The sequence below is a fragment of the Streptomyces sp. NPDC041940 genome (assembly GCF_055589465.1).
Genome location: NZ_JBVJBP010000006.1, coordinates 107345 through 132182, shown reverse-complemented (window position 1 = coordinate 132182; position 24838 = coordinate 107345). Strand labels below are relative to the sequence as shown.

22 protein-coding genes are annotated in these 24838 nt (G+C 71.0%); 13 read left to right on the top strand and 9 right to left on the bottom strand.

Features of this window, described 5'->3' with window-relative positions; genetic code table 11:
- Positions 1 to 35: 35 nt before the first annotated feature.
- Both ACZ6I3_RS13155 and ACZ6I3_RS13150 read right to left on the bottom strand, forming a co-directional pair.
- Positions 36 to 1343, bottom strand: coding sequence for an FtsX-like permease family protein (locus ACZ6I3_RS13155; RefSeq protein WP_469414257.1), 1308 nt, complete (start codon positions 1341 to 1343; stop codon positions 36 to 38).
- Positions 1344 to 1346: 3 nt separating this feature from the next.
- Positions 1347 to 2141, bottom strand: coding sequence for an ABC transporter ATP-binding protein (locus tag ACZ6I3_RS13150; RefSeq protein WP_469414256.1), 795 nt, complete (start codon positions 2139 to 2141; stop codon positions 1347 to 1349).
- Positions 2142 to 2299: 158 nt separating this feature from the next.
- Here ACZ6I3_RS13150 and ACZ6I3_RS13145 point away from each other — a divergent pair, with 158 nt between their 5' ends.
- Positions 2300 to 3094: an SDR family NAD(P)-dependent oxidoreductase gene (locus ACZ6I3_RS13145; RefSeq protein ID WP_469414254.1), complete on the top strand. Its 795-nt coding sequence runs from the start codon at positions 2300 to 2302 to the stop codon at positions 3092 to 3094.
- On the opposite strand, the gene ACZ6I3_RS13140 is transcribed toward ACZ6I3_RS13145, so the two are convergent.
- From ACZ6I3_RS13140 to rhaI, 6 genes are all read right to left on the bottom strand, one after another.
- A complete protein-coding gene (locus ACZ6I3_RS13140) occupies positions 3070 to 3720 on the bottom strand; it encodes a LutC/YkgG family protein (RefSeq protein WP_469414252.1) in 651 nt (216 codons plus the stop codon). The genes ACZ6I3_RS13145 and ACZ6I3_RS13140 overlap by 25 nt on opposite strands.
- Positions 3717 to 5195, bottom strand: coding sequence for a LutB/LldF family L-lactate oxidation iron-sulfur protein (locus ACZ6I3_RS13135; RefSeq protein WP_469414250.1), 1479 nt, complete (start codon positions 5193 to 5195; stop codon positions 3717 to 3719). Before ACZ6I3_RS13135 ends, ACZ6I3_RS13140 begins: the two co-directional genes overlap by 4 nt.
- On the bottom strand, positions 5192 to 5947 hold the full coding sequence (locus ACZ6I3_RS13130) for a (Fe-S)-binding protein (protein WP_469414249.1): 756 nt from the start codon (positions 5945 to 5947) through the stop codon (positions 5192 to 5194). The genes ACZ6I3_RS13135 and ACZ6I3_RS13130 overlap by 4 nt, the downstream gene beginning before the upstream one ends.
- A 70-nt stretch (positions 5948 to 6017) precedes the next feature.
- A complete protein-coding gene (locus tag ACZ6I3_RS13125; RefSeq protein WP_469414248.1) occupies positions 6018 to 7466 on the bottom strand; it encodes a rhamnulokinase in 1449 nt (482 codons plus the stop codon).
- Positions 7463 to 9502 carry a bifunctional aldolase/short-chain dehydrogenase gene (locus ACZ6I3_RS13120; RefSeq protein WP_469414246.1) on the bottom strand — a complete coding sequence of 680 codons (2040 nt, stop codon included), beginning with the start codon at positions 9500 to 9502 and terminating at the stop codon, positions 7463 to 7465. Before ACZ6I3_RS13120 ends, ACZ6I3_RS13125 begins: the two co-directional genes overlap by 4 nt.
- A 112-nt stretch (positions 9503 to 9614) precedes the next feature.
- Complete coding sequence (gene rhaI, locus ACZ6I3_RS13115) at positions 9615 to 10775, bottom strand: L-rhamnose isomerase (RefSeq protein WP_469414245.1); 1161 nt, start codon at positions 10773 to 10775, stop codon at positions 9615 to 9617.
- 272 nt (positions 10776 to 11047) lie between these two features.
- On the opposite strand from rhaI, the gene ACZ6I3_RS13110 reads away from it, so the two are divergent.
- From ACZ6I3_RS13110 to ACZ6I3_RS13060, 11 genes are all read left to right on the top strand, one after another.
- Positions 11048 to 12565 carry a sugar ABC transporter ATP-binding protein gene (locus ACZ6I3_RS13110; protein WP_469414243.1) on the top strand — a complete coding sequence of 506 codons (1518 nt, stop codon included), beginning with the start codon at positions 11048 to 11050 and terminating at the stop codon, positions 12563 to 12565.
- Positions 12562 to 13602, top strand: a complete 1041-nt coding sequence (locus tag ACZ6I3_RS13105; RefSeq protein WP_469414242.1) for an ABC transporter permease — start codon at positions 12562 to 12564, stop codon at positions 13600 to 13602. The genes ACZ6I3_RS13110 and ACZ6I3_RS13105 overlap by 4 nt, the downstream gene beginning before the upstream one ends.
- Positions 13595 to 14566, top strand: coding sequence for an ABC transporter permease (locus tag ACZ6I3_RS13100; protein ID WP_469414240.1), 972 nt, complete (start codon positions 13595 to 13597; stop codon positions 14564 to 14566). The genes ACZ6I3_RS13105 and ACZ6I3_RS13100 overlap by 8 nt, the downstream gene beginning before the upstream one ends.
- A gap of 87 nt (positions 14567 to 14653) precedes the next feature.
- Positions 14654 to 15739, top strand: coding sequence for a rhamnose ABC transporter substrate-binding protein (rhaS, locus tag ACZ6I3_RS13095; protein ID WP_469414238.1), 1086 nt, complete (start codon positions 14654 to 14656; stop codon positions 15737 to 15739).
- Between the two features lie 17 nt (positions 15740 to 15756).
- Positions 15757 to 16077 (top strand): L-rhamnose mutarotase, encoded by a 321-nt coding sequence (locus ACZ6I3_RS13090; protein WP_215116872.1) that lies wholly within the window; start codon positions 15757 to 15759, stop codon positions 16075 to 16077.
- Positions 16078 to 16093: 16 nt separating this feature from the next.
- Positions 16094 to 17518, top strand: a complete 1425-nt coding sequence (locus tag ACZ6I3_RS13085) for a BNR repeat-containing protein (protein ID WP_469414236.1) — start codon at positions 16094 to 16096, stop codon at positions 17516 to 17518.
- A gap of 89 nt (positions 17519 to 17607) precedes the next feature.
- On the top strand, positions 17608 to 18633 hold the full coding sequence (locus ACZ6I3_RS13080) for a LacI family DNA-binding transcriptional regulator (RefSeq protein WP_469414234.1): 1026 nt from the start codon (positions 17608 to 17610) through the stop codon (positions 18631 to 18633).
- Positions 18634 to 18751: 118 nt separating this feature from the next.
- Entirely contained in the window at positions 18752 to 20053 is a 1302-nt protein-coding gene (locus ACZ6I3_RS13075; RefSeq protein ID WP_469414233.1) for an alpha/beta fold hydrolase, read from the top strand.
- A 27-nt stretch (positions 20054 to 20080) separates the two neighbouring features.
- Positions 20081 to 20815 (top strand): PIG-L deacetylase family protein, encoded by a 735-nt coding sequence (locus ACZ6I3_RS13070; RefSeq protein ID WP_469414231.1) that lies wholly within the window; start codon positions 20081 to 20083, stop codon positions 20813 to 20815.
- 11 nt (positions 20816 to 20826) lie between these two features.
- Positions 20827 to 21720 carry an RNA polymerase sigma factor SigJ gene (sigJ, locus tag ACZ6I3_RS13065; RefSeq protein WP_469414229.1) on the top strand — a complete coding sequence of 298 codons (894 nt, stop codon included), beginning with the start codon at positions 20827 to 20829 and terminating at the stop codon, positions 21718 to 21720.
- A gap of 19 nt (positions 21721 to 21739) precedes the next feature.
- Complete coding sequence (locus tag ACZ6I3_RS13060; RefSeq protein WP_469414227.1) at positions 21740 to 22582, top strand: pentapeptide repeat-containing protein; 843 nt, start codon at positions 21740 to 21742, stop codon at positions 22580 to 22582.
- Here ACZ6I3_RS13060 and ACZ6I3_RS13055 read toward each other — a convergent pair.
- Positions 22544 to 24040: a cytochrome P450 gene (locus ACZ6I3_RS13055; RefSeq protein WP_469414226.1), complete on the bottom strand. Its 1497-nt coding sequence runs from the start codon at positions 24038 to 24040 to the stop codon at positions 22544 to 22546. The two genes, ACZ6I3_RS13060 and ACZ6I3_RS13055, sit on opposite strands and share 39 nt — an antisense overlap.
- A gap of 119 nt (positions 24041 to 24159) precedes the next feature.
- Here ACZ6I3_RS13055 and ACZ6I3_RS13050 point away from each other — a divergent pair, with 119 nt between their 5' ends.
- Positions 24160 to 24768 (top strand): TetR/AcrR family transcriptional regulator, encoded by a 609-nt coding sequence (locus ACZ6I3_RS13050; RefSeq protein ID WP_468185820.1) that lies wholly within the window; start codon positions 24160 to 24162, stop codon positions 24766 to 24768.
- Positions 24769 to 24838 lie beyond the last annotated feature (70 nt).

Sequence of the window (24838 nt, the reverse complement as noted above, 5' to 3'; positions counted from 1 at the left end):
AGCCAGGATGTCACGGGGGTTCCGGGTACCGTTCGTCACGCCACCGCGACCGCCCCGACCGCCGGAGTGCGCAGCGTCCGCCGGGCCGTTGCCAGGCTCGTGCCCAGCGTCACCACCGTCGCGACCGCGACGACCGCCGCCCCGATGCCGAAGAACTCGCCCGGCACCACCTCGTCGGTGCGCACCACGGTGAAGGGCACGACCCCCGCCAGCGCCGCCAGCGTGCCGAAGACCACCCCCGTGACCATCAGGATCAGCCCTTCGGCCCCCACCAGCCCGAGCACCTGCCCCGGAGTGGCCCCCGCGAGACGCTGCTGCCCGAACTCCCGGACCCGGTAACTCGTCGCCGCGTAAAGCGAGTTGACCAGCATGACGCACACGAAGACCACGATGATCCCGACGACCGTGAAGTTGAGCGTCTCGAGATTCTTCGCGTCGACCGACTTGACCATGCCCGAAGCCTCGACGGCGTCGCTCTCCACCGCCTGCATGGTCAGCGTCGCCGTGGCGACCGCCGTGAACAGGATCAGCGACATCAGGATCCCGGCCAGCTGCCCGGCCCGCTCGCGCAGATTGCGCACCGCAAGCCAGCCGCTCGCGCCGTCGAGCGGCAGCCGGTCCAGCACGGCCGCCAGCAGCCGCGGCGCCCGCAGCGCGCACCCGACGGACAGCAGGATCGCCCCGTACGCCGGCGGCGCCATCAGAGCGGAGTCCGTCGCCGAGAACACGAACGTCGAGGTCGCCGAGGCGGCACCGGCCACCAGCGCCGCGTAGGCGAGGACCGTCCGCGCCCGGCCCCGCGCCCGGCTCCGGCCCGTCGCACGCCGCACGGCGAGGAACGCGGCCCCCACGGCGGCGAGCAGCGTGATGCCGGCACCGGACGCCGACGCCACCGGACCGAAGGAGTACTCGACGGACCGCGCGACCTGACCGCTGTCCTGGAACACCTCCAGCAGCGCCCGGCCACCCAGCAGCGCCGGGCCGACCGCCAGTGCCGCGCCCACCAGGGCCACGGCCAGCGCCTCACCCACGATCATCCGCTTGAGCTGCGCCGGCGTCGCCCCCGAGCAGCGCAACAGCTCCATCTCGGCGGCCCGCTGACGCACGTTCACCGTCAGCGTCGAGGCGATCGCGAAGAACACCAGCAGGGTGCCGTAGCCGCCGACCACGCCCGCCGCGGTGGACAGGGTCTCCTCGCTCACCGGGTCCACACCCGGCTGCCCGGCCGTGTCGTGCATCGAGTTGAACGTCATGACGATCGCCGCGCCGAGGAACGCGGACAGCAGGGTCGCGAGGAACCGCCCGGGCCGCTGCCGTATCGACCGCATCGCGAGAACGAACACGGCTCACACCCCCGCCTGCACGTCGTCGCCCAGGTGCGCCAGCCGCTCCGCGACCGCGTCGGCCGTCGGCGCGTCCATCCGGCCCGCGAGCCGGCCGTCCGCCAGGAACAGCACGGTGTCGGCGTACGAGGCGGCGACCGGGTCGTGCGTCACCATCACCACGGTCCGGCCGTGCACCCGCACCGCCTGCCGGAGCAGCCGCAGCACGTCCCGCGCGCTGCGCGTGTCCAGCGCGCCCGTGGGCTCGTCCGCGAAGATCACCCGCGGTTCGGTGACGAGCGCCCGGGCGATCGCGACCCGCTGGCGCTGACCGCCCGACAACTGATCGGGCCGGTGCCCGAGCCGGTCACCCAGTCCCACCGCCGTCAGCACCTCGCGGACCCGCTGCCGGTCCACCTTCCGCCCGGCCAGCTTCAGCGGCAGCACCGTGTTCTGGGCGACGGTCAGCGTCTCCAGCAGGTTGTACTGCTGGAACACGAACCCGATCCGGCCGCGCCGGAACCTCGTCAGCTCGGCCTCGCCGCCGCCCGTCAGCTCGGTGCCGTCGACCTGCACGATCCCGCTGTCGGGCCGGTCGAGTCCCGCCGCGCACTGCAGCAGCGTCGACTTGCCGGAACCGGACGGCCCCATCACCGCCGTGAACGTGCCACGTCCCAGACCGAGCGTCACACCGTCCAGGGCGGTCACGGCGCTGTCGGCGCTCCCGTAGGTCTTGGTGACCTTGACCAGCCGCAGCGCCTCGACAGCGGGTCCCGGGTCCTGGTCCTGGTCCTGTCGTGGGCCCCTCGTGCGCACCATCGTCGTCCCCCCCTTCGTCCGACACGCCCTGTGTCTCGTCCTCGACGCTACGGAGAAGGTGACGTGACCACACTGGCCGCAGAACCCGTATCGGGGGGTGTACTCAGCGACACCCCGGGGGTACCCGATCACACCGGCACCGAAAGGGATGACATGGCATGCGGATCGATCTGAAGGGCCGCACCGCGCTGGTGACCGGCTCCACGCAGGGCATCGGCGCCGCGATCGCCTCGGGCCTGGCCCGGGCGGGCGCCAGGGTGGGTGTCAACGGCCGCTCGCCCGGGCGGGTGGAAGAGGCCGTGGACCGGATGCGGGGCGAGGCCCCCGGCGCCGACCTGGTGCCCGTGGCCGCCGACGTGACGACCGAAGAGGGGGCGCGGCAGGCGGTGGACACCCTGGGGCAGGTGGACATCCTCGTCAACAACCTCGGCGTCTTCGAGTCCGCGGACCCCCTGGAGATCAGCGACGACGAGTGGCGGCGCTACTTCGAGGTCAACGTCCTGGCCGCCGTACGCCTCACCCGGCTCGTCCTGCCCGGCATGACCGAACGCGGCTGGGGGCGCGTCCAGTACATCGCCAGCGACTCGGCGGTCGTCGTCCCCGCCGAGATGATCCACTACGGCATGTCGAAGACCGCCCTGCTCGCGGTGAGCCGGGGCTTCGCCAAGCAGGCGGCCGGCACCGGCGTCACGGTGAACTCCGTCATCGCCGGGCCGACCCACACCGGCGGCGTCGAGGACTTCGTCTACCAGCTCGTCGACCGCGAACTGCCCTGGGACGAGGCCCAGCGCGCCTTCATGCGACAGCACCGGCCGCAGTCCCTGCTCCAGCGGCTGATCGAGCCGGAGGAGATCGCGAACATGGTCGTCTACCTCGGCTCCGACCAGGCCTCCGCCACCACGGGCGGCGCCCTGCGCGTCGACGGCGGCTACGTCGACTCGATCCTGCCCTGACCGACCAGCACCACTTCCAGCGTGCGCGGACCGTGCACTCCCTCTACCCGGTCCAGCTCGATGTCACTGGTCGCCGACGGCCCCGAGATCCACGTCAACGGGCGCGCCGGGTCGAGGCGTTCGAGGCCCTGCGGCACCGACGACACGACCTGCCCGGGGACGCGGACCACGCAGACGTGGTGGTCCGGGACGAGGGTGATCCGGCGCCGCCCTTGGTCGGGCGAGCCGTCGAGGACGATCGTGCCGGTCTCGGCGATGGCGACGGCACACCCGGTGACGACGCTGTCGACCCGGTCGAGTTCGTGCGGCGTGCTCACGGCCCGGTCGTGGACGCGTGTCGCGTCGACCGCCTTGAGCCAGTGCGGCGGCAGTTCGGGGGGCACCAGCACGGATCGCGTGCCCCGCTCCGCCAGGAGCCGCATGAGCACGTCCGGCAACTCGCCGTCCGTGCAGCGATGCACGACCGCCCGGTAGTCCGCCAGGTTCTCGGCGAGCAGATCCACCGTCTCCGCGACGGTCCGCTGCCCGTGCTCGCGCAGATAGTCCCGAGCGATCGGCACCTCGTCGGCCTGCACATCCGCCAGTGCGCGCCGCACCCGCCCCAGGACCCGCTCCCTGCTGTTCACTTGGCCCCGTCCTTCCCACCATGCGTGCGCTGCCACCAGTCCCGGAACGGCTCGGCGGGCACCGGCGGCAGATCCCGGGTCCCGCTCCAGGCCCGGCCGGGCCCCGGCAGCGTACGGGGATGGAAGCGCCGGGTCCGTGAGGCGGCGCGCTGGCCGGTGCGCAGCGCGCCCGGGTGCGTGAACGCCCAGCGGGCCGCCCGCATCGCCGCCCGCTCGGCGGCATGTCCCTTCGCGGGCCGCAGCACCACCTTGTTGCCCTCCCGGGTGACCTCACCGCCCTCCACGACCCGTTCCCGCAGATGCACCAGCACCTCGGGGATGTCGATCGCGACCGGGCACACCTCGTAGCACGCCCCGCACAGCGAGGACGCGTACGGCAGCGAGGCGTCGATCTCGCTGGCCGTGCCCCGCAGCTGGGGGCTGAGGATCGCCCCGATCGGGCCCGGGTAGACCGAGCCGTAGGCGTGGCCGCCGGCCCGCTCGTACACCGGGCACACGTTGAGACACGCCGAGCACCGGATACAGCGCAGCGCCTGCCGGCCGACCTCGTCGGCGAGGGTGTCGGTGCGGCCGTTGTCCAGCAGCACCAGATGGAAGGCGCTGGGTCCGTCCCCGTCGGTGGTGCCGGTCCATGTCGAGGTGTACGGGTTCATCCGCTCGGCCGTGGAGGAGCGGGGGAGGGTCTGCAGGAACACCTCCAGGTCCCGCCACGTGGGCACGATCTTCTCGATGCCGACGACCGAGATGAGTGTCTCGGGCAGGGTCAGGCACATCCGGCCGTTGCCCTCCGACTCCACGACCACCAGCGTGCCCGTCTCGGCGACCATGAAGTTGGCGCCGGAGATGCCGACCTTGGCGCGCAGGAACTTCTCCCGCAGATGCAGCCGGGCCGCCTCGGCGAGTTCGGTGGGCGTGTCGGTGAGGCCCTCGGGGGCCGGGCGGCCCCACTCGCTCATCTCGGAGCGGAAGATGTCCCGGATCTCGCCCCGGTTGCGGTGGATGGCCGGGACGAGGATGTGCGAGGGCCGGTCCTTGCCCAACTGCACGATCAGCTCGGCGAGATCGGTCTCGTAGGCGCGGATGCCCTCGGCCTCCAGCGCCTCGTTGAGCCCGATCTCCTGCGTGGCCATCGACTTGACCTTGACGACCTCCGACTCGCCGGTCATCTTCACCAGCTGGGTGACGATCTCGTTGGCCTCGTCCGCGTCGGCGGCCCAGTGGACGACGCCGCCCGCCGCCGTGACCGACTCCTCCAACTGCTCCAGATAGCGGTCGAGATGGCGCAGCGTGTGGTCCTTGATCCGCTTGCCCGCCTCGCGCAGCTCGGCCCAGTCGGACACCTCCGTCACGGCTTTCGCCCGCTTGGCGCGGATGGTGTGCGTGGCGTGCCGCAGATTGCCGCGCAGGGTCTCGTTGCCCACGGCCTCCCGTGCGGCCTCCGGAAACGCCGGCATCCCGACGAACGTCCCGCTCATACGGCCGGTTCCTCCTCCGTGCTCGCCAGGATCTCCGCGAGGTGCACCGGCCGCATGCCGGTCCCCAGCCGGGTCATCGTCCCGCCGATGTGCATCAGACAGGAGTTGTCGGCGGCGCACAGCACCTCGGCGCCCGTCGACTCGGCGTTGCGCACCTTGTCGGTGCCCATCGCCGCCGAGACATCGGAGTTCTTCAGGGCGAAGGTGCCGCCGAACCCGCAGCACTCGTCCGCCCCCGGCAGCTCGGCCAGCTCCAGCCCCTTCACGGCCTGGAGCAGCCGCCGGGGCCGGTCGCCGAGCCCGAGTCCGCGCAGTCCATGACAGGTCGGGTGGTACGTCACCTTGTGCGGGTAGTACGCCCCGACGTCCGTCACGCCCAGCACGTCCACCAGGAACTCCGTGAGTTCGTACGTCTTCGGCACCACCGGCGCCAGCGTGGCCGCGAGGGTGTCCCCACGCCCCTCGGCCCGGGCCCGCTCGCCCATCCGTGGGTACAGCTCACGCACCATCGCCCCGCACGACCCGGACGGCGTCACGATCGCCTCGTAATCGCCGAAGACATCGGAGAAATGCCGGGCGAGCGGCTCGGCCTCGTGACGGTATCCGGTGTTGTAGTGCGCCTGTCCGCAGCACGTCTGCGCCATCGGGAAGTCGACGTCGACGCCCAGTCTGGTCAGCAGTTTCACCACGGCGCGCCCGGTGTCCGGATACAGCGTGTCGTTGACGCAGGTCAGGAACAGGGCGACACGCATCGCGGCTCCTTGTGGTCGATCATCGGATGAGTGCAGCGTAGTGCGGGGACAAGACCCGGGGGAGACCCCGTCAGTCCCCGGCGAGCCGGTCCCGTGCGGCGCGCCACCGCCCGGTACCGCCGCGGGGCTCGTACCGCGTGAGCGGCTGCGTACGCACGAGCCGCCGCCGCATCCCCGCCAGGTCACCGACCAGACCGTGCGCCCACGCCTGTACCAGCACATTGCCCAGCGCGGCGGCCTCCGTCGGCCCGGCGACCACCGGCAGCCCGCAGGCGTCGGCGGTCAGCTGGCACAGCAGCGCGTTGCGCGTACCCCCGCCCACCACGTGCACCACGTCGACCGGATGCCCCGCGAGCCGCTGCGCGTCCTGGACGGCCTGGCGATGCGCGAGGGCGAGGGAGTCGAGGATGCAGCGCGTCACCTCGGCAGGCGACCCGGGCACGGGCTGCCCCGAGGCCCGGCACGCCTCGGCGATCCGCTCGGGCATCCGCCCCGGCGCGAGGAACGCCGCGTCGCCGGCGTCGACCACGGACCGGAGCGCCGGCGCCTTGGAGGCCTCCAGCAGCAGCGCGCCCAGGTCCGTCTCGCCCCAGGCCCGCACGCACTCCTGGAGCAGCCACAGCCCCATGATGTTGCGCAGATACCGGACGGTGCCGTCCAGCCCCAGCTCGTTGGTGAAGTTGGCCGCCCGGCTCTCCTCGGTCAGCACCGGCGCGTCCAGCTCCAGACCGGCCAGGGACCAGGTGCCGGTGCAGATGTACGCGAACCGCTCGCCCGACGCCGGTACGGCGGCGACCGCCGACGCGGTGTCGTGCGACCCGACGGCCGTCACCGGCACGGGCCCGGTCAGCCCGGTCTCCTCCAGCACCTCCGGCCGCAGCACCCCCGCCGGATCCCCGGGCTGCCGCAGCGGCGCGAACAGCCCGAGATCGATGCCCAGCCGCTCCGCGACCCCGTACGCCCAGTCCCGGGTGCGCGGGTCGATCAGCTGGGTCGTCGAGGCGTTGGTCAGTTCCGTGCCCTGCTCACCGGTCAGCCAGTACGTCAGCAGATCAGGCATCAGCAACAGCCGCCGACCCTGGGCGAGTTGGGACGTGGAACGAGCGGAGGTCAGCTGGTACAGGGTGTTGAAGGGCGCGTACTGAAGCCCCGTCGCCGCGTACAGCTCCTCGGCGGGCACCGTCGCCCACACCTTCTCCGCGACGCCCTCGGTACGGCTGTCGCGGTAGTGCACCGGGTTGCCGAGCAGCGCCCCGTCGGCGTCCAGCAGGCCGTAGTCCACGGCCCAGCTGTCGATGCCGACGGAGTCGACCGGCCCGGCCGCCCGCAGCCCGTCCAGCACCCCCGCGTAGAGCCCCAGCACGTCCCAGCGCAGCCCCTCGGTCACCCGCACCGGCCGGTTCGGGAAGCGGTGGGCCTCGCTCAGCTCCAGCGAGTCCGGACCGACCCGGCCGACCATGACGCGCCCGCTGGACGCGCCGAGGTCGACCGCGGCGTACGACTTCACACCCGCGCTCATCGCAGGAAGGCGGCCGCGACGCCGGCGTCGACCGGGATGTGCAGCCCGGTGGTGTGGGTCAGGTCGCCGCCGGTCAGCGCGAAGACGGCGCCCGCCACATGCTCGGGCAGCACCTCGCGCTTGAGGATGGTCCGCTGCGCGTAGAACTCACCCAGCTTCTCCTCCTCCACCCCGTACACGGCGGCCCGCTTCGCCCCCCACCCGCCGGCGAAGATCCCGGACCCGCGCACGACGCCGTCCGGGTTGATCCCGTTGACCCGGACCCCGTGTTCGCCCAGCTCGGCGGCGAGCAGCCGCACCTGATGGGCCTGGTCGGCCTTGGTGGCCGAGTAGGCGATGTTGTTGGGCCCGGCGAACACGGCGTTCTTCGAGGCGATGTAGACGATGTCGCCCCCGAGCCCCTGCGCGATCATCACCCGCGCCGCTTCCCGCGACACCAGGAAGGACCCGCGCGCCATGATGTCGTGCTGCAGGTCCCAGTCCTTGGCGGAGGTCTCCAGCAGCGGCTTGGAGATCGAGATGCCCGCGTTGTTGACGACGAGATCGACTCCGCCGAAGGCCAGCACGGCCGCACCGAACGCCTCGGCGATCTGCTCCTCGGACGTGACGTCGACCGTCACCGCGACGGCCTTGTCCGCCCCGCCCAGCTCCTCGGCGACGGCTTGGGCGTTCGCACCGTTGAGGTCCGCGACGACCACACACGCGCCCTCGGCCACGAGCCGGTGCGCGATGGCCTTCCCGATCCCGCTGCCCGCACCGGTGACGAGCGCGACCCGCGTCGCGAGCGCCTTGGGCTTCGGCATCCGCTGAAGCTTGGCCTCCTCCAGCGCCCAGTACTCGATACGGAACTTCTCCGACTCCTCGATCGGCGCGTACGTCGAGACGGCCTCGGCACCCCGCATCACATTGATGGCGTTGACGTAGAACTCCCCGGCCACCCGCGCGGTCTGCTTGTCCTTGCCGAAGCTGAACATGCCCACGCCCGGGACCAGCACGATCGCCGGGTCGGCGCCGCGCATGGCGGGGGAGTCGGGCAGCGCGTGCCGCCGGTAGTAGGCGGCGTACTCCTCGCGGTACCCCGCGTGCAGCTCCTTGAGCCGGTCGACGGCCTCGTCGAGCGTCGAGGACGGGGGCAGGTCGAGCACCAGTGGCCGGACCTTGGTCCGCAGGAAGTGGTCCGGGCAGGAGGTGCCCAGCGCCGCCAGCCGCGGATGCTCGGCGCTCGCCAGGAAGTCGAGAACGACCTCGGAGTCGTCGAAGTGCCCGACCTGGGGCCGGTCCTGGGAAGCGAGGGCACGTACGTACGGCGCGAGGGCGGCGGCCCGCTCCCGGCGTTCACCGGCGCTCAGCGCGGCATACCCCTCGATCACCGGCCCGAAGGGCTCGTCCTTCCCACGCTCGGCCAGGAACGTCTCGGCGGTCCGGATGATGTGCAGTGAGTTCCGCTCGCACTCCTCGGAGGTGTCACCCCAGGCGGTGATCCCGTGCCCGCCGAGCACGCATCCGATGGCCCCCGGATTGGCCTCCTTCACGGCGGCGATGTCCAGCCCGAGCTGGAACCCGGGCCGCCGCCAGGGCACCCACACCACACTGTCCCCGAAACACTCGGCGGTCAGCTTCTCCCCGTCGGCCGCACAGGCGAGCGCGATCCCGGAATCAGGATGCAGATGATCGACATGCGCGGCCCCGACCAGCCCATGCATGGCGGTGTCGATCGAAGGAGCCGCACCGCCCTTCCCGTGCAGGCAGTAGTCGAACGCGGCGACCATCTCGTCCTCGCGCTCCACCCCCGGATACACATCGACCAGCGCCCGCATCCGATCCAGCCGCAACACGGCCAGCCCGCCCTCGGTCAACGTCCCCAGATCCCCACCGGACCCCTTGACCCACATCAACTCCACATCACCCCCGGTGACGGGATCGGTCTCAGTGCCCTTGGCGGAGGCGTTACCGCCCGCGTAGTTGGTGTTGCGGGCATCGGAACCGAGCCGATGCGACCGAGCGAGCAGAGCAGCGGCCTCGGGATGGGTTGCCATGGATACGTGTTCCTTTCAAAGGAGGGTGGGGTGACTCACTCAGGGGCGCGGGGAACTGCGCGACCAGCCACAACCGGCCCGCAGTCCGAATCAAACAGAACCCGGCAGACGCTTACGCTCCCCAACCGGCCTGCTCCCCACCAACCCGCTCGGCAACGATCTTCTCCGCCCACCCCGAACGCCGGTACGCCGAAACAGGCTCGGGGTCCAACCCCATTTCCTCCCGCACCTCCCGAAGCAACGGCCGCACGTCCGTGTTGTACGCATCCATCACCACGGCATTGGCCTCCAACACATCCCCCGCCCCCTGAGCCGCGCGCAGCGCACCCCCATCGACCAGCAACGCCTTCGCCGTAGCCTCCTGCACATTCATCACCGACCGGATGATCGCCGGAATCTTCGCCTCGATGTTGTGACACTGATCGAGCATGAACGCGACCTCAGGCGTGAACCCCCCGCCCCGAATCACCTCGTACATGATCCGGAACAACTGGAACGGATCCGCGGCCCCCACCATCAGGTCGTCATCCGCGTAGAACCGCGAGTTGAAGTCGAACGCCCCGAGCTTCCCCTCACGCAACAGCGTCGCCACGATGAACTCGATATTGGTCCCCGGCGCGTGATGCCCCGTGTCGACCACGACCTGCGCCTTCGGTCCGAGCTTCAGACAGTGCGCGTAAGCGGTGCCCCAGTCCGGAACGTCCGTCGTATAGAACGCCGGCTCGAAGAACTTGTACTCCAGCAGCATCCGCTGCCCCTCGCCCAGCCGCTCGTAGACCTCGGCCAGCCCCTCGGCCAGCCGGTCCTGCCGCCCCCGGATGTCGTCCTGCCCGGGATAGTTCGTCCCGTCGGCGAACCACAGCTTCAGATCCGTCGACCCCGTCGCGTCCATGATGTCGACGCACTCCAGCAGATGGTCCACGGCCTTCCGCCGCACCGCCGCGTCCGGGTGGCAGATGCTCCCGAGCTTGTAGTCGTCGTCCTGGAAGGTGTTCGAGTTGATCGCGCCGAGCCGCACACCACGCCGCTCCGCGTGCTTCGCCAGCGCCGCGTAGTCGTCGACCTTGTCCCACGGAATGTGCAGGGCCACCGTCGGGGCGACCCCCGTGAACTCGTGCACCTTCGCCGCGTCGTCCAGCTTCTCGTACGGATCGCGCGGCACGCCCGCCTGCGCGAACACCTTGAACCGGGTGCCCGAGTTCCCGTACGCCCACGACGGCGTCTCGACGGCCTGGGTCTTGAGCGCGGTCTTCGCCGCGGCGAGCTCGGTCACGTCAGGGCTCCTGTGGCATCGGGTCGTAACGACCACCGAATGAAACGATTCAGGACGCGAAGCTATGGGCCCCCCGAAGGGGTGTCAACCCCTCCGGCCCACACGGTTACCCGTGACCGGCGCGTGACCTTCTGTCCTCGACCGGGCATCGAAATATTTTCGACCGGTACCCATTGACGTGACATGCGCGGCCCGCCTAACGTCCCGGCAACCCAGTTGAAACCTTTCACGACGCCGAGAGGGCCTCCCGCCGGCGTCGTCGAGGAGCCCTCATGACCCACCCGTCCACCACGGGTCCGGCCCCGGTTCTGGCGCTGAGGGGCGTGTCCAAGTCCTTCGGCGCGGTCCGCGCACTGCGGGACGTCTCCCTGGAGCTCTTCCCCGGGGAGGTGCACGCCCTCGCCGGCGAGAACGGCGCCGGCAAGTCCACCCTCATCAAGGCACTCGCCGGAGTGCACCGGCCGGACGCCGGCCAGGTGCTGCTCGACGGTGCGCCCGTCGTCTTCAACGGCCCCGGCGACGCCCGCGACGCCGGCATCGCCGTGATCTACCAGGAGCCCACGCTCTTCCCCGACCTGTCGATCGCCGAGAACATCTACATGGGCCGCCGGCCCAAGCGCGCCCTCGGCCGGATCGACCACAAGGCCACACACAACGCGACCGCCGCCCTCATGGAGCGCCTCGGCGTCGAACTCGACCCCGACCGGCCAGCCCGCGGCCTGTCCATCGCCGACCAGCAGATCGTCGAGATCGCCAAGGCCCTCTCCTTCGACGCCCGCGTCCTGATCATGGACGAGCCGACCGCCGCCCTCACCGGCAGCGAGGTCGCCCGCCTCTTCGGCGTCGTACGCACCCTGCGCGACCAGGGCGCCGCCGTGCTGTTCATCTCCCACCGTCTTGAGGAGATCTTCGAGATCTGCCGGCGCGTCACCACCCTGCGCGACGGCGCCTGGATCGCCAGCGAGCCCCTGGACGCCATGACCGAGGACGACCTGGTGCGCCGCATGGTCGGCCGCGACCTCGATGAGCTGTACCCCAAGCAGGACGTGACGCCGGGCGAAGTCGCCCTGAGCGTGCGCCGCCTCACCCGCGAGGGCGTGTTCACCGACGTCTCCTTCGAGGTGCGGCACGGCGAGATCGTCGGCCTCGCCGGGCTCGTCGGCGCCGGGCGTACGGAGGTCGCCCGGGCCGTGTTCGGCATCGACCGCTGGGACGCGGGGGAGGTCTCCGTCCAGGGCAAGGCCCTCGTCAACGGCGCCCCCTCCACCGCGATGTCCGCCGGACTCGCCCTGGTCCCCGAGGACCGGCGCGCCCAGGGCCTGGTGATGAACATGTCCATCGAGCGGAACATCGGCCTCACCGGGCTGCGTACGACCGTCAAGGCGGGGCTGATGGACCGGGGCGCCGAGCGCAGCCGCTCCCTCGACTGGGCCGTCAAACTCCAGGTGAAGTACGCCCGGATCGCCGACACCGTCAACACCCTCTCCGGCGGCAACCAGCAGAAGGTCGTGCTCGCCAAGTGGCTGGCCACCGGCCCCAAGGTGCTGATCGTCGACGAGCCGACCCGGGGCATCGACGTCGGCACCAAGGCCGAGGTGCACCGGCTGCTGTCCCAGCTCGCCGCCGACGGAGTGGCCGTCCTGATGATCTCCTCCGACCTGCCCGAGATCCTCGGCATGGCCGACCGCGTGCTGGTGATGCACGAGGGCCGCCTCACCGCCGAGATCCCGCGCTCCGACGCCACCGAGGAAACCGTGATGGCCGCAGCCACCGGGAGGGCCGCCGCATGACGGTCGTCACTCCCCGAGAGGCCCCCGTGGCCGACGTGCCCAAGTCGAGCGGCACGCGGCTGGTCGACCGGGTCTTCAAGATGCGCGAACTCGCCATCCTGGCCGTGTTCCTGGTGATGATCGCCGTCACCCAGGCCGGCAACAGCGAGTTCCTGTCCGAGCAGGGCATCAAGGACCTGCTGCTGAACGCGACGATCCTGGTGCTGGTCGCCACGGGCCAGTCCCTGGTGGTCATCACGAGGAACGTCGACCTGTCCGTCGGATCCACGCTCGGCATCAGCGCGTTCGCCGCCGGAACGTATCTCCAGGGCGGCGGCAACCCGGTCGTGGCGATCGCGCTGGCCGTCCTGCTCGGCATCGGCTTCGGACTGCTCAACGGACTGCTCGTCAGCCTCGGCCAGGTGCCCGCGCTCGTCGTCACCCTCGGCACGCTCTACATCATCCGCGGCATCGACTCCATCTGGGTCGGCTCCCGCCAGATCACCGCGGCCGACCTGCCCGGCGGGTTCGTCGACTTCGGCTCCGGCGGCATCTGGGCGGTGCCGTACCTGGCGCTGATCGCCCTGGCGGTGCTGGTGGCGACGGCCTACTACCTCAAGCACTACGGCAGCGGACGCGAGCTCTACGCCCTCGGCTCCAACCCCGAGGCCGCCCGGCTCGCCGGCATCCCCGTCCGCAAGCGGATCCTCGCCGCGTACACCTTCTGCGGCGCCCTCGCCGGACTCGCCGGCGCGATGTACCTCGCCCGGTTCGGCAACGTCGACTCCGGCACCGGCAACGGCTACGAACTGACCGTCGTCAGCGCGGTCGTGGTCGGCGGCGTCGTCTTCACCGGCGGCTCCGGCAGCGTCTACGGCGCGGCCCTCGGCGCGCTGCTGCTGACCTCCATCAACAGTGTGCTGCCGGCCCTCGGTGTCAGCTCGGTCTGGGTGCTCGCCATCAACGGCATCCTGCTCATCCTCGCGATCGCGGTCGACCGGGTCGTCGCGCTGCGAGTGGGCTCCGCCCTGAAGAAGAGGAACGCCCGTCATGCCTGACTCCTTGATGCGTACGGTCCGTTGGGACACGGTGGTGGGCGCCCTGCTCGTCGTCGTCCTGCTGTTCTCCTTCGGATACGTGGACGGGTTCGGCAACGCGCTCAACCTGTCGTTCCTGATCGGCAACACGCTGCCGATCGCGCTGATCGCCCTGCCGATGACGCTGCTGGTGGTGTCCGGGGAGATCGACCTGTCGGTCGCCTCCACGGCTGGTCTGTCGGGTGCCGTGATGGGTGCCCTGTGGAACCAGGGCATGGCCATCGAGACGATCATCCCGATCTGTCTGCTGCTGGGTGTGGTGTGCGGGCTGGTCAACGGGCTGCTGGTGACCAGGCTCGGGCTGCCGTCCCTCGCGGTCACCATCGGCACGCTCGCCGCCTACCGGGGGATCGCGCAGATCGTGCTCGGGTCCGACGCGGTGACCGACTTTCCCACGCAGTACCTGGACTTCGCGGCCGGGCGCCTAGGTGACACGTTCATCCCGTACGCCTTCCTGCCGTTCCTCGTCCTGCTCGCCATCGCCGTGGTCGCGCTGCACGCCACGCCGTTCGGGCGGTCGTTGTTCGCGATCGGGGCGAGTGAGGAGGCGGCGCGGTTCGCCGGTGTCCGCGTCAAGCGGCAGAAACTGCTCCTGTTCACGCTGACCGGGGTGATGGCCTCGCTGACCGGTGTCTTCTGGGCGCTGCACTACGCGAGTGCGCGCTACGACAATGCGACGGGGCTCGAACTGTCGGTTGTGGCCGCGGTGTTGCTCGGTGGGATCGACTTCGACGGGGGCAAGGGCACGTTGGGTGGTGCGATCGCCGGGGTGTTTCTGCTCGGCGCGTTGCAGAACGTGATGAGCCTTCAGGATGTCTCGGCGCAGTCGCAGATCGTCGTGACCGGTGTGTTGCTCGTGCTTTCCGTGCTCGGGCCGCGGGTGGCTCGGCAGATCGCCGTCTTGCGTGCGCAATCGTCCGGCTGACCGGCCGTCCGTGGCTGGTCGCGCAGTTCCCCGCGCCCCCAAGACAAACAAGGACGCGTCCCTCAACCTCGTTCAAAGGAAACCGTCATGCGTAAGTCCACCCTCCGCCGCAGCTGTGCGGCGCTCGCCACCGCCACCTCCCTCGCCCTGGCCCTCACCGCCTGCGGCGGTGGTACCACCAAGAAGGACGTGGCGAACGAAGGGGCGTCCGCCGCCACCGCCGGCAAGGCCGATCCGAACGCGGCCACCAAGAAGGGGCTCACCGTCGGGTTCCTGCCCAAGCAGGTCAACAACCCGTACTTCACCTCCGCCGACAAGGGCGGCGAGAAGGCGCTGAAGGAGCTCGGCTCCAGCTACAAGGAGGTCGGTCCGTCCAGCGCCACCGACACCGCCGGGCAGGTCAGCTACGTCAACACGCTCACCCAGCAGCAGGTCGACGCGATGGCCGTCTCCGCGCAGGATCCCGGCGCCCTGTGCACCGCGCTCAAGCAGGCCATGAAGAACGGCATCAAGGTCGTCACCTACGACTCCGACACCACGGCCGGCTGCCGCAACGCCTTCGTCTCGCAGGCGTCCGCCGAGGACCTGGGCCGCACCGAGGTGCAGCTGCTCGCCAAGCAGCTCGACTACAAGGGCGAGATCGCGATCCTGTCGGCCGCGCAGACCGCGACGAACCAGAACACCTGGATCGACTTCATGAAGGACGAGCTGAAGAAGCCCGAGTACAAGAACATGAAGCTGGTGAAGACCGCGTACGGCAACGACGACGCCCAGCAGTCCTTCCAGCAGACCCAGGGCCTGCTCCAGGAATACCCGAACCTGAAGGGGATCATCTCCCCGACCACCGTCGGCATCAAGGCCGCCGCCCAGTACCTGTCGGGCTCCAAGTACAAGGGCAAGGTCAAGCTGACCGGTCTCGGCACCCCGAACGACATGCGCAAGTACGTCAAGAACGGCACCGTCGAGGCGTTCGAGCTGTGGGACCCGGCCAAGCTCGGCGAGCTGGCCGCCCGCACCGCCGTCGCGCTGTCCTCCGGGCAGATCACCGGCAAGGAGGGCGAGACCTTCAAGGCCGGCTCCATGGGCGAGTACACCATCGGCAAGGACGGCGTGATCAGCCTCGGCAAGCCGACCGTGTTCGACGCCAAGAACATCGACCAGTTCAACTTCTAGTCCCCGGAGGTCTGTTGATGCAGCGCGTGTGCTTCCTGCTGAAGGTCAGGGCGGACCGTCTCGACGAGTACCGCGAGCGGCACGCCACCGTGTGGCCCGAGATGCGCCAGGCGCTCTCGGACACCGGCTGGCACAACTACTCGCTGTTCCTGCGCGAGGACGGACTGCTCGTCGGCTACCTGGAGACCGAGGACTTCGCGGCCGCCCTGGCCGGAATGGAAGCCACCGATGTCAACGCCCGCTGGCAGGCGGAGATGGCGCCGTTCTTCGAGTCGCTGGACGGCGCCCGGCCCGACGAGGCCATGAAACCGCTCACGGAAGTGTTCCACCTCGTATGACGATGGAGTCCATGAGATGCACAGACGTACGCTGCTGGCCGCCGCCCTCGCCGGAGCCGTGGTGACCCCCGCCCTCGCCTCCGGCACCGCCCGGGCCGCCGACCCCGGCCCCTCCGTCACCCGGACCGGCACCACCACGCTCGACAACCAGGCCGTCTTCTTCGTGTCGTACGACGGACTGGTCAACAACAACGCGTTCCAGAAGAACGGCCTGCTGACCTACAAGGGCTACCAGTACGCCGTCTGGTACACCGCCGACCGCAACGCCGTCGTCGGCCGCCGCGCCCTCGGGTCGAGCACCTGGTCCACCGTGAAGGTCGGGCACACCCTGCGGTACAACGACTCCCACAACGTCATTTCCATGGGCGTCTCCAAGGTCGACGGCCGGCTGCACCTCAACATGGACTCCCACAGCGACGGCTTCACCTACGTCAAGTCGGTCGCCGGGCTGATGGACAACCCCGGCGGGCTGAGCTGGACCGCCGCCCGTTTCGGGGCGCCGCAGTCCACCCTCGACGGCCTGGCGCTGACCTCGCAGTTCACCTACCCGCAGTTCGTCTCCACGCCCGAGGGCCGGCTCCAGCTGAGCTACCGCGTCGCAGTCTCCGGCAACGGCCGCAACGCGCTCGCCGAGTACGACGGCAGCAAGTGGACCAACCTGGGCGAGTGGTCCGCCTCCACGGGCACGTACACCAGCGAGCACGGCTCCTCGGCCGCCCGGAACATGTACCTGCACGGCATCGACTACGACCGCAACGGACGGCTGCACTCCTTCTTCACCTGGCGCGAGCAGAACGGCGCCGTGATGTGCGACGGCGGCGGCATCAGCAACCACGACACCGGCTATGTCTACTCCGACGACCGGGGGCGCACCTGGCGCAACAACGCCGGAACCGTCGTGGGTGTGACGGGCGGCTCCGACAAGGTGTCCGTGACCGACACCGGCCTGGTCGTCGACCCGCTGAACCCGGACCACTCCCTGATGAACCAGGAGAGTCAGTTCACCGACTCCGCGGGCCGGCCGCACGCGATCATCTCCTACGTCCCCGGCCGCTTCGGGCAGTGCACCACGAACTACGTCGCGAACCGGACCGCCAACGGGCGCGCCTTCCATGTCCGCAGGAACGCCTCCGGCACCTGGCAGAAGACCGAGATCCCGGTCCCGCTGAACTCCAGCCAGCGCACCAAGCTGATCCTGGACAAGTACGACAACGCGTACGCGGTCCTCCCCTTCGGCCGGATCGCCGCCGCCTCCGCGGCATCCGGGTACACCGACTGGAGGATCCTGTTCGACGGCAGCGGTCTCAACGCCTTCGGCGAGGTCGTCATCGACGAGACACGCGTCGCGCAGGACGGGGTGCTGTCCTTCATGTACCAGGAGAAATCCAGCGGTACGACGCCCTCGGCGCTGCACGTCACCGACTTCCGTCTGCCCGCCTGACCGGACCCGGTCGCCGGGGCGGCATGCCGGTAATGTGAAGCCGCGCCGGCCGCCGCCCCCTCTTTCCCCCTTCTGGAGGTCCCTGTCCGATGTCCCAGTCGGTGGGTATCAAGGACGTCGCCCGTGCCGCCGGAGTCTCCGTCGGCACGGTGTCGAACGTCATCAACCGGCCGGACACGGTCGCGACCGAGACCCGGGCCCGCGTGCAGTCCGCGATAGACCGGCTCGGCTACGTCCGCAGCGAGTCCGCGCGGCAGCTGCGCGCGGGCCGCAGCCGGATCATGGGGCTGCTCGTCCTCGACATGGGCAACCCGTTCTTCGTCGACGTGGCACGCGGCGCCGAGCGTGCCGCCCGTCAGGCCGGACTCGGTGTGATGGTCTGCAACAGCGCCCAGAATCCGGGCGAGGAGGCCGACTATCTCTCCCTCTTCGCCGAGCAGCGCGTGCGCGGCGTGCTGCTCACCCCCGCCGACGCCACGGGGCGCAACATCGAGGCGTTCCGCCGGCACGGCATCCCGTTCGTCCTGGTCGACCGGGTCGCCGAGGGCACCACGGAGTGCTCGGTCTCCGTCGACGACGTCGCGGGCGGCGCCCTGGCCGTACGCCATCTCGTCGACGCCGGGCACCGCTCGATCGCGTATGTCAGCGGCCCGCCCGGCCTCAACCAGGTCCGCGACCGGCGTACGGGCGCCCTGGAAGCGCTCGCCGAGGCCGGGCTCGGCCCCGACGCGCTGCGCGAGCTGCCCACCGAACGTCTTGACGTCGCGGCGGGCCGTGACGCCGGAGCCCGGCTGCTCGGCCTCGCCGACCGGCCGACCGCCGTGTTCTGCGCCAACGACCTGCTCGCGCTCGGCGTCCTCCAGGCCATGTACGCGGCGGGTGTGGGTGTCCCCGACGACCTCGCCATCGTCGGCTACGACGACATCGAGTTCGCGGCCGCCGCTGCCGTACCACTCACCTCGGTACGCCAGCCCGCCGTCACCATGGGCGCCATGGCGGCCGATCTGCTCCTGGAGGAGACGGAGGCGGAGGGCGCGGTGAAGCCGCACGAGCACCGACGGGTCGTCCTCCAGCCGGAGCTGGTGGTCCGCCGCTCCAGTCTGTCCGCCCGCTGAGCCCACCGAGCCTGAACGGCCGTTCAGCAAGATTTCATGATCCGAAGGGCCCACCCGCGGACGTTCCCTGTGATGAACTGGGACGCGGTCCGAAAGTCCGTCCGTCCCGGGAGCCCTGTTGACCGTCAGCTACCGCCAGCCCGGAGTCGTCCTCACCGACCGCCGCTTCACCGTCCCCCTCGACCACGACCGCCCCGAGGGCGACACGATCGAGCTGTACGCCCGCGAGGTCGTCGCGAGCGACAAGGCCCACCAGGACCTGCCCTGGCTGCTCTATCTGCAGGGCGGCCCCGGCTTCGGCGCGGACCGCTCCGTCGGCAGGCCCGGCTGGCTGGGCAGGGCCCTGAAGGAGTTCCGCGTCCTGCTCCTCGACCAGCGCGGTACCGGCCACTCCACGCCCGCCAACCGGCAGACGCTCCCGCTGCGCGGCGGCCCCGCCGAGCAGGCCGACTACCTCACCCGCTTCCGCGCCGACTCGATCGTCCGCGACTGCGAGGCCATCCGCCCGCTGGTCACGGGCGGCGCGCCCTGGACCGTCCTCGGCCAGAGCTTCGGCGGCTTCTGCGCGACCAGCTACCTCTCCCTCGCCCCCGAGGGCCTGGCCACCGCCGTGATCACCGGCGGGCTGCCCGCCCTGGACGCCCACGCCGACGACGTCTACCGGGCCGCCTTCCCGCGCATCGAACGCAAGGTCGCCGCCCACTACGCCCGCTACCCGCAGGACTCCGAACGCGCCCGCCGGATCGCCGACCACCTGCTGACCCATGACGTGGTCCTGCCGAACGGCTACCGGCTCACCGTCGAGGCGTTCCAGTCCCTCGGCATCCTCCTCGGCACCGGCGACGGCACCCACCGCCTCCATTACCTCCTGGAGGACGCCTTCGTCCGCAGCCCGCAGGGCTTCACCCTCTCCGACGCCTTCCAGGAGCAGGTGCAGGGCATGCTGTCCTACGCCCGCCACCCGCTGTACGCCCTGGTCCACGAGTCGATCTACGGCCAGGACGGCCGGCCCACCGCCTGGTCGGCCGAGCGGGTCCGCGCCGAGTTCCCGCAGTTCGACGCCGCCAAGGCACTGGCGGGTGACGAGCCGCTGCTGTTCACCGGCGAGTCGATCCACCCCTGGATGTTCGACTGCGACCCGGCCCTGCGCCCCCTGCGCGACACCGCCGACCTGCTCGCCGCCCGCACCGACTGGACACCCCTGTACGACGCGGCCCGCCTGGCAGCCAACAAGGTTCCGGTCGTCGCGGCCGTCTACCACGACGACATGTACGTCGACACGGACCACTCCCTGCGGACCGCCCGCACCATTCGCGGCCTGCGGACCTGGATCACGGACGAGTTCGAGCACGACGGTGTGCGCACCGGCGGCACCCGGGTCCTCGACCGGCTGCTGGCCATGGCGCGTGACGAGGCCTGAGACCGGTCCCCGGACTAGTCTGCGGACATGACGACCACTCAACTCCAGCCCATGCCCGACGACTGGCGGCGTGCCCTCGCGGTCGTGGCCCACCCGGACGACCTCGAGTACGGCTGCTCGGCGGCGATCGCGGCCTGGACCGACGGGGGCCGTGAGGTCGCCTATGTGCTGGCGACCCGGGGCGAGGCGGGCATCGACACGCTGGAGCCGGAGAAGTGCGGCCCGCTGCGGGAGCGCGAGCAGCGGGCGAGCGCGGCGGTGGTCGGCGTCTCGGCCGTGGAGTTCCTCGACCACAAGGACGGGGTGATCGAGTACGGCACCGCCCTGCGCCGCGACATCGCCGCCGCCATCCGCCGGCACCGGCCCGAGCTGGTCATCACGCTCAACCACCGGGACACCTGGGGTGGCGTCGCCTGGAACACCCCGGACCATGTCGCCGTCGGCCGCGCCACGCTCGACGCGGCAGGCGACGCCGGCAACCGGTGGATCTTCCCGGAACTCGTCGAGCGGGGCCTCGAGCCGTGGGACGGAGTGCGCTGGGTCGCCGTCGCCGGTTCCAGCACCCCCACCCACGCCGTCGACGCGACGTCCGGACTGGAGCGCGCTGTGGCCTCGCTGCTGGAACACCGCAGCTACATCGAGGTGCTGACCAGCGAGGACCCGGAGACATACGTCCGCCGCTTCTTGACCGGGCACGCCGAATCCATGGGGGAGCGGTTCGGGGGCCGGCCGGCGGTCGCGTTCGAACTGTTCAGCAGATGACGGGGGAGAGCATGACAGGCAGTGAGGAACTGGCCGACCGGTTCGAGGACCAACGGGGGCACTTGAAGGCGGTCGCGTACCGCATGCTCGGGTCACTGGCCGAGGCGGAGGACGCCGTCCAGGAAGCCTGGCTGCGGCTGAGCCGCACCGACCCGGACGACATCCAGAACCTCGGCGGCTGGCTCACCACGGTGACCGGCCGCATCTGCCTCGACCTCCTGCGGTCGCGCACCGCACGCCGTGAGGAGCCGATGGGCGACGCCTACGTCCCGGACCCGGTGCTCAGGCCCCTGTCGCACCTCGACCCGGCGGAGGAGGTGCTCCAGGCCGACTCGGTCGGCCTCGCCCTGCTGGTCGTCCTGGAGAACCTGGAGCCCGCCGAGCGGCTCGCGTTCGTGCTGCACGACATGTTCGCCGTGCCGTTCGACGACATCGCGCCTGTCGTGGAGCGCAGCCCGGCCGCGACCCGGCAGCTGGCGAGCCGCGCCCGGCGCCGGGTCCGCGGCGCCACGCCCTCGGCCGAGCCGGACCTCGGCCGGCAGAAGGAGGTGCTCGACGCCTTCCTCGCCGCCTCGCGCGGCGGCGACTTCGAGGCGCTGCTCGCGCTGCTGCACCCGGACGTGGTGCTGCGGGCCGACTCGGGTGCCCTCGTGCGGGGCGCGGCCGCGTCCAAGGTCGTCCAGGGCGCGAAGACGGTGGCGGAGCAGGCGCTCATGTTCGCCCGGTACGCGACGTCCGCGCGGCTGGTGCTGGTCAACGGCTCGGTAGGCCTCGTCCACGCACCCGAGGGGCGCGTGCAGTCGGTCATGGGTGTCACGATCGCCGACGGCCGGATCACCGGCATGTACATCCTGGCCGACCCGGAGCGGCTGGAGCGTCTGGAGGTGCCCGGACTCACGGGCTGACCGGTGTTCTTCGTTTCGTATGCTGAACGTCATGCGAGATCACCAAGCCGCGCGAGCGGAACTTCGCGGCGACTGCGAGCGGTGTTTCGGGCTGTGCTGTGTCGCCCTGCCCTTCGCGCGATCGGCGGACTTCGCGGTCGACAAGGACGCCGGAACACCCTGCCGCAACCTCCAGGACGACCACCGCTGCGGCATCCACGCCGGACTGCGGCAGAAAGGGTTCACCGGCTGCACCGTCTACGACTGCTTCGGCGCCGGACAGCAGGTCTCGCAGATCACCTTCGGCGGGCAGGGCTGGAGGTCCGGGCCGCCGGAGCGTGCCCGCCGCATGTTCGAGGTGTTCCCGGTCGTCCGGCAGTTGCACGAGCTGCTGTGGTACCTGACCGAGGCGCTCGCCCTGCCCGCGGCCCGCCCGGTCCACGCGGATCTGCGCACGGCCCTGGAGAGGACCGAGGAGCTGACCGACGGGACTCCCGAGGAACTCGCCGAGCTGGACGTGGCGGCGCACCGCCAGGAGGTCAACGTCCTGCTGCTGAGGACGAGCGAGCTGGCCAGGGCCGGCATCAAGGGCCGTAAGAAGAACCGCCGGGGCGCGGACCTCATGGGGGCCCGGCTGAAGGGCGCCGACCTGCGCGGCGCCAATCTTCGCGGCGCCTACCTCATCGCCGCCGACCTCACCGGCGCGGACCTCAGGGGCGCCGACCTGATCGGTGCCGATCTGCGCGACGCGGATCTCACCGGCGCCGACCTGACCGGGGCGTTCTTCCTCACCCAGCCGCAGCTGAACGCGGCCCGGGGGAGTGCCGGGACCCGGCTGCCCGAGTCAGTCACCCGCCCCGGGCACTGGACAGCGCAGCTCTGAGGCCGGCTCCCGCGCCGGAGTCCGTCGCTCCGGGTGCAGCCGCAGGTCCTCCGGCATCAGCGTCAGCCGTTCCGTGACGCGCAGCCGGTAGGCCGGGTCGGCCCGCAGCTCGTAGCGGCGCAGCAGCAGACCGAGGACCAACGTCGCCTCGTGCAGCGCGAACTGGCGGCCGATGCACGCCCGCGCCCCGGTCCCGAACGGCTTGAAGGTGTGCGGGGCCCGGGACCGCACGGCCTGCGCGTCGAAGCGGTCCGGGTCGAACCGCTCGGCGTCCGCGCCCCACACCTCGGGGTCCCGGTGCAGCATCGGCGTCAGCACCAGCGTCCACGCCCCGCGCCGCATGGGATGCTCCCCGGCCAGCACCGTGTCCTCGCGTGCCTCCCGGGCGAAGGCGGGCGCGGTGGGCCACAGCCGCAGCGACTCGTCCAGCACCCGGCGGACGTAACGCAGTCTGGCCACCTGCTCATAGGCCGGTTCCGCCGTGTCGCCCCACACCCGGTCCACCTCGGCGCGGGCCCGGGCCGCCGCCTCGGGGTGCCGGGAGAGGTAGTGCAGGGCGAAGGAGAGCGCGCCCGAGGTGGTCTCGTGGCCCGCGACGAGGAAGGTGATCACCTGACGGCGGACGTTCTCCGGCGCGAGCCGCTCCCCGGTCTCCGGGTGGGCCGTCTCCAGCATCCTGTCCAGCAGGTCGCCGTCGCCGCCGCCGGTCGCGCGCCGGGCCCGGACCAGCTCGTCGACCGTGCGGTTGAGGTGGGCGATGTCGGCCGCGTTGCGGCGGCTCGCGCTCCGCAGCAGCAGCGGGGCCAGCGGGAAGGGCACGGTGTTGAGCCGCTGCGCGTAGGTCAGCGTGCCGACCATAGCGGTCACGAAGGGATGCGGCCGGGAGCGCTCGAAGGACCCGAAGTCGTGCCCGAAGCCGGTCCGGGCGATCGTCTCCAGCGTCAGCTTCGTCATGTCGCCGGGCACGTCCACCGACCGGCCCGTCGCCGCCGCCCGGTCCCAGTGCTCCGTCAGCCGCCGTGCGACGTCCAGCATCATCGGGTGGTAGCCGGCCATGGCCTCGCGGCTGAACCCCGGGGCGAGCACGTCGTGCGCCAGCTGCCAGTTCGGCTCGTGGTTGTACGCCGTGAACAGGCCGTCCCCGGCGAGGGGCCGCAGATTGGCGATGCCGAGCCCCACGTGCTTGGCGAACCGCGACTCGTCCGCGAGATCGGCCGCGTGCCGGGCGCCCCACACGAACACGAACTCCTTGCCGAAGGCCTTCCGCCGGAAGACCGGCCCCAGCTGCCGGGCGTACCGCAGCGAGTCCTGGAGGGGGGTGCGCCGGTTCACGCCCACCACGTCACCGAGCAGCGGGATCCGGCGCGGCGGATGCGGAATGCGGTCCAGCTCGGGCCAGCCCAGCTCGGCACTCCGGAACCCGTTGGGCCCCGCGGCCCGTATCGGCGCCTCCGTCATGACGCGATCTCCCTTGATCCGGCGGCCGGTTCGCACGCGGCGTACGTGTTGTACGTGGGTTCAATAGCGCGGGTTCAGTCTGATCCCGTTGTTGAACCGGCGTCAAGTAAAGTGCGGGCATGGCCGCGAACCAGGGCGGGCGCACCCGCCGCCGGCTCAGCACCGAGGAGCGCCGGGAGCAGCTCCTGTCGGTCGGGGCGCGGCTGTTCTCGGAGAGCCCGTACGACGATGTGTGGATCGAGCAGGTCGCCGAGATCGCCGGGGTGTCGCGGGGGCTGCTGTACCACTACTTCCCGACCAAGCGGGACTTCTTCGCGGCGGTTGTGGAGCGCGAGAGCGAGCGGATGCTGCGCATGACGGCGGCGGTTCCGGGCGTCCCCGTGCGCTCGCAGCTCGCGGCCGGTCTCGACACGTTCCTGGAGTACGTCCGGGCCCACGCGCACGGCTATCGCGCCTTCCACCGTGCCGACGCGGCCGGGGACCAGGCGGTGCGGCGGGTCTACCAGCGGGCGCTGGCCGCACAGGAGCGGCAGATCCTCGCCGCGCTCGCCGCGGACCCCGAGTTCGGCCCGGCCTTCGAGGAGCGGCCCGAGGTGCGGCTCGCCGTGCGTGGCTGGCTGGCGTTCACCACGGCCGTCTGCCTGGAGTGGCTGCGCGACGCGGAGTTGGGCCGGGAGCAGGTGCGCGAACTGTGCGCCCGCGCCCTGCTGGGTGTGCTCACTCCCTGAAAGGCCTCGTAAAGATCACGTGACGTGGTTGGCTCACACCCGGATCTTCGGTAGGTTAGGCAAGGCTTAC

Bases quoted from the DNA above. Each gene is read 5' to 3' on its own strand.
- ACZ6I3_RS13150 (WP_469414256.1), bottom strand. From the start codon at position 2,141: ATGGTGCGCACGAGGGGCCCACGACAGGACCAGGACCAGGACCCGGGA.
- ACZ6I3_RS13145 (WP_469414254.1), top strand. From the start codon at position 2,300: ATGCGGATCGATCTGAAGGGCCGCACCGCGCTGGTGACCGGCTCCACG.
- ACZ6I3_RS13135 (WP_469414250.1), bottom strand. From the start codon at position 5,195: ATGAGCGGGACGTTCGTCGGGATGCCGGCGTTTCCGGAGGCCGCACGG.
- ACZ6I3_RS13130 (WP_469414249.1), bottom strand. From the start codon at position 5,947: ATGCGTGTCGCCCTGTTCCTGACCTGCGTCAACGACACGCTGTATCCG.
- ACZ6I3_RS13125 (WP_469414248.1), bottom strand. From the start codon at position 7,466: ATGAGCGCGGGTGTGAAGTCGTACGCCGCGGTCGACCTCGGCGCGTCC.
- ACZ6I3_RS13120 (WP_469414246.1), bottom strand. From the start codon at position 9,502: ATGGCAACCCATCCCGAGGCCGCTGCTCTGCTCGCTCGGTCGCATCGG.
- ACZ6I3_RS13110 (WP_469414243.1), top strand. From the start codon at position 11,048: ATGACCCACCCGTCCACCACGGGTCCGGCCCCGGTTCTGGCGCTGAGG.
- ACZ6I3_RS13105 (WP_469414242.1), top strand. From the start codon at position 12,562: ATGACGGTCGTCACTCCCCGAGAGGCCCCCGTGGCCGACGTGCCCAAG.
- ACZ6I3_RS13100 (WP_469414240.1), top strand. From the start codon at position 13,595: ATGCCTGACTCCTTGATGCGTACGGTCCGTTGGGACACGGTGGTGGGC.
- rhaS (WP_469414238.1), top strand. From the start codon at position 14,654: ATGCGTAAGTCCACCCTCCGCCGCAGCTGTGCGGCGCTCGCCACCGCC.
- ACZ6I3_RS13090 (WP_215116872.1), top strand. From the start codon at position 15,757: ATGCAGCGCGTGTGCTTCCTGCTGAAGGTCAGGGCGGACCGTCTCGAC.
- ACZ6I3_RS13085 (WP_469414236.1), top strand. From the start codon at position 16,094: ATGCACAGACGTACGCTGCTGGCCGCCGCCCTCGCCGGAGCCGTGGTG.
- ACZ6I3_RS13080 (WP_469414234.1), top strand. From the start codon at position 17,608: ATGTCCCAGTCGGTGGGTATCAAGGACGTCGCCCGTGCCGCCGGAGTC.
- ACZ6I3_RS13070 (WP_469414231.1), top strand. From the start codon at position 20,081: ATGACGACCACTCAACTCCAGCCCATGCCCGACGACTGGCGGCGTGCC.
- sigJ (WP_469414229.1), top strand. From the start codon at position 20,827: ATGACAGGCAGTGAGGAACTGGCCGACCGGTTCGAGGACCAACGGGGG.
- ACZ6I3_RS13060 (WP_469414227.1), top strand. From the start codon at position 21,740: ATGCTGAACGTCATGCGAGATCACCAAGCCGCGCGAGCGGAACTTCGC.
- ACZ6I3_RS13055 (WP_469414226.1), bottom strand. From the start codon at position 24,040: ATGACGGAGGCGCCGATACGGGCCGCGGGGCCCAACGGGTTCCGGAGT.
- ACZ6I3_RS13050 (WP_468185820.1), top strand. From the start codon at position 24,160: ATGGCCGCGAACCAGGGCGGGCGCACCCGCCGCCGGCTCAGCACCGAG.